This window comes from Streptomyces sp. BRA346 (assembly GCF_052851135.1).
On the sequence record NZ_JAIWIH010000109.1, the window covers coordinates 1 to 4,314 of the forward strand.

1 protein-coding gene is annotated in these 4,314 nt (G+C 72.5%); it reads right to left on the bottom strand.

From position 1 onward, the window contains the following. On the bottom strand, positions 1 to 4,314 hold a 4,314-nt coding region (locus LCH29_RS43520; RefSeq protein ID WP_446467213.1), incomplete at both ends, for an SDR family NAD(P)-dependent oxidoreductase.

A 4,314-nucleotide genomic window follows, 5' to 3' on the forward strand; every position in this document is an offset into this window, starting at 1 on the left:
CGACACCACCCACGGCACCACGCCAGGCACCACCGACGGCTCCTCGACCCGCTGCTCCGGCGACGACGCCTGCTCCACGATCACGTGCGCGTTGGTGCCACTGACGCCGAACGACGAGACGCCCGCCCGGCGCGGATGTTCCGAATCCGGCCAGGCGGTGGTGTTCCGCACCAGCTCGACATCGCCCACCGTCCAGTCGACGTGCGACGACGGAGCATCCACGTGCAGGGTGCGCGGCAGCACCCCATGCCGCATCGCCATGACCGTCTTGATCACACCCGCGACACCTGCCGCAGCCTGCGTATGACCAATATTCGACTTCACCGACCCCAACAACAACGGACGGTCCCGGTCCTGCCCATAGGTGGCCAGCAGCGCCTGCGCCTCGATCGGGTCGCCGAGCGTCGTCCCGGTCCCGTGCGCCTCCACCACATCCACATCCACCGGCGAAAGCCCGCCACTGGCCAGCGCCTGCCGGATCACCCGCTGCTGGGAGGGACCATTCGGTGCGGTCAACCCATTCGACGCGCCATCCTGATTCACCGCACTGCCCCGCACCACGGCGAGTACCGAGTGCCCGTTCCGCTCGGCATCGGACAACCGCTCCAGCACCAGCATGCCGACACCCTCGCCCCAGCCCACACCATCAGCCGAGTCCGAGAAGGACTTGCAACGCCCGTCCGGAGCCAATCCGCCCTGCCGCGAGAACTCCACGAACGTCGTCGGCGTCGACATCACCGTCACACCACCAGCCAACGCCAACGAACACTCACCCGCACGCAACGCCTGCGCCGCCAGATGCAACGCCACCAACGACGACGAACACGCCGTATCAACCGTCACCGTCGGACCCTCAAGCCCGAGCGTGTACGACACCCGGCCGGACGCCACGCTCGGGGCACTGCCGTTGCCCCGGAACGCCTCGAACTCGTCGCCGGTGAGCAAGGTCCGGTAGTCGTTGTACATGACCCCGGCGAACACGCCGGTCCGGCTGCCGCGCAGCGACACCGGATCGATGCCCGTGCGCTCGATCGCCTCCCACACCGTCTCCAGCAGCAGCCGCTGCTGCGCGTCGGTCGCCAGGGCCTCGCGCGGGCTCATCCCGAAGAAGTCGGAGTCGAACTGCGCGGCCTCGTGCAGGAAGCCACCGGCACGGGTCGACGAGGTCCCGGGGCGCTCGGGGTCCGGGTGGTAGAGCCCGTCCGTATCCCAGCCTCGGTCCGTCGGGAATTCCGACACCGCGTCCACGCCTCCGGCCACCAGATCCCACAGCTGGTCGGGGGACGAGACCCCGCCCGGGTAGCGGCACGCCATGCCCACGATCACCACCGGATCGTCGGCGACCGGCACCGGCGCGCTCAGCGGGCCCTCTGCCACCGCCTCCGCGGGCCCGGCGGAGAGCTCTTGGCTCAGGTGGTCGGCAAGTGCCTTCGGCGTCGGGTAGTCGAACACCAGGGTTGCCGGGAGCCGCAGTTCGGTCGCGGCACTCAGCCCGTTGCGCAACTCGACGGCCGTGAGCGAGTCGAAGCCCAGGTCGCGGAAGGCCCGCACGGGATCGACCGTTGCCGGGCTTTCGTGGCCGAGTACCAGCGCGACCTGGCCGCGGACCAGCTCCAGCAGCGCCGCGTCACGGTCCGGACGGCTCAGTCCGGCCAGCCGGTCGGTCAGGCCGCCACCGTCACCGCCACCGTCACCCACATTGACGGTCGGGCTGGTGGCACGGCGGATCGGGGTGCGTACCAGGCCCCGCAGCACCGGTGGGACCTCCCCGCGCGCACGCAGGGTGGGCAGGTCCAGCCTGATCGGGAGCACCGCGGACCGGCCGGTGGCCAACGCGGCGTCGAACAGTGCCACGCCTTGTCGGGCGGTCAGGGGCGGGAAACCCGAGCGGCTCAGACGGGCTCTGTCGATCTCGGTCAGACCGCTGGTCATCCCGCTGCCGTCGGACTGGGCCCACGGGCCCCACGCCAGCGATACCCCGGGGAGCCCGAGGCTCCGGCGGTGCTCGGCCAGGGCGTCGAGGAAGGCGTTCGCGGCGGCGTAGTTGGCCTGCCCCGGCCCGCCCAGGGTACCGGCGGCGGAGGAGAACATCACGAACGCCGACAGGTCCAGGCCCAGGTCACGCGTCAGTTCGTGCAGATGCCAGGCCGCGTCGACCTTCGGCCGCAGTACGGCGCCGACGCGTTCCTCGGTGAGGGCGCCGACCACGCCGTCGTCGAGCACCCCGGCAGTGTGCACCACGGCGGATACGTCGTGCCGGGTCAGCAGCTCCCTGAGGGCGGGGCGGTCGGCGACGTCGCAGGCCACGGTATGTACCCGCGCGCCGAGCCCGGTCAGTTCGGAGACGAGGGCTGCGGCGCCGGGGGCCTCGGCTCCACGTCGCGACGCGAGCAGCAGGTCCCGTACACCGTGTTCGGTCACGAGGTGACGGGCCAGCACCGCGCCCAAGCCGCCGGTGCCACCGGTGATCAGGACCGTACCGGCTTCGTCCCAGCCGGCGGCCTCGGTTCCGTGTGGCACGCGGGACAGCCGGGGGGCGAGGATCTGCCCGTCGCGGATGAGGATTTCCGGTTCCGGCACGGTCAGCGCCCACGACAGCAGTGCCCCCGGTACCGCGTCGTCGCCCGGCGTCTGATCCAGGTGGAGCAGGGTGACGCGGTCGGGGTGTTCGGACTGCGCGGACCGCAGCAGGCCCCACGCCGCTGCCGCAGCGAGGTCACCGGGGGTCCGGGACACCAGGACCAGCCGGGAACCGGCGAACCGCTCGTCCGCCAGCCAGTGCTGTACGAGCCTCAGCGCCCGCGCGACCGTGGCGTGGACGGCGTCTATCGTGTTCTGTCCGGGTACGGGCGCGAGCTCCGCCAGCACCACGTCCGGGACCGGGTGCTCCACGAGCGCGTCCAGGTCCGCGTGTACCTCGACGCCCGCGTCGGCCTGCCGCAGAGCGTCGGCCAGGCCGTGACCGGCGGGATTCGGCTGCTGGCCGGGACCCGGGTGGCCATCCGGCCGGATGACGGCGACGGAGCCCGCCCGGACCGCACCGGACCCTGCCGGTACGGGCGCCCAGTCGAGGCCGAACAGCGAATCCGCGTCCACGGCCGTCGGGCCGTCGTCCAGCCGACCGTCCGGGACCGGGCGAGTGACGAAGGAGTCAACGGACGCGATCAGGTCACCGGCCGTGTCGGCGATGGCGATCGACACGGCGTCGTGCTCGATCCGCGACAGCCGGGCCCGCACCGTCGTAGCCCCGGACGCGTACAGCGACACGCCTTGCCAGGAGAACGGGAGGCCGCCCTCGCTGATAGCGCCGAGGTCGGCGAAGGACGAGGCGTGCTGCGCGGTGTCGAGAAGGGCCGGGTGGAGGCAGAACGCACCGGCATCCGCCGGGCCGCCCGTCTCGGCCTCCCGGGGGAGGGCGACCTCGGTGAACAGCTCGGTGCCCCGGCGCCAGGCCGCCCGCAGGCCCTGGAACGCCGGGCCGTAGGTGAAGCCCAGGTCGGCGAGGTGTGCGTAGCAGTCGCCGAGCTCGATCGGCTCGGCGCCCGCAGGCGGCCACACCGTGGCATCGAATGCCGTTCCCGCCTCGGTCGTGCCGTCGCTCCGGCCGAGCAGGCCCGAGGCGTGCTCGGTCCACGGAGTGGCATTCCCCGCCGCTTCGGTCCGCGCGTGGACCGTGATGGCACGGCGGCCGTCGCCGCGCTCGGCGCCCACGCGCACCTGGATCCGTACGGCACCCTGTTCGGGCAGCACCAGTGGCGCGGCCAGCGTGAGTTCATCGATCCGGTCGCAGCCGAACTCGTCGCCCGCGCGGATCGCCAACTCCAGGAAGGCCGTGCCCGGCACCAGAATGCGGCCGCGCACCACATGGTCGGCGAGCCAGGGATGGGACTGCACGGACAGGCGGCCGGTGAACACCGCGCCCGCGCCGTCGGCGAGCTCCACCGCCGCGCCCAGCAGCGGATGGTCCGCGGCACCCAGCCCGAGCCCGGTGGCGTCCCGGACGCGCGCGGTGCCCGAGGGCCAGTACCGTCGGCGCTGGAACACCGTGGTCGGCAGGTCCACGCGGCGCGCGCCCGTGCCCGCGAACAGTACGGGCCAGTCGACCGCCGTGGCCGTCACATGCAGCCGCGCCAGACCGGTGACAAGGGCGAGTTCCTCTCCACGGTCCTTGCGCAGCGTCGGGATGGCGACGGTGTCGTCCGGCGCCGAGTCCCGGACCAGCGCCGAGAGCACCCCGTCCGGGCCCAGTTCCAGGAAGGTCCGTACCCCCTCGTCGGACAGGGCCCGGACCCCGTCGGCGAACCGTACGGTCTC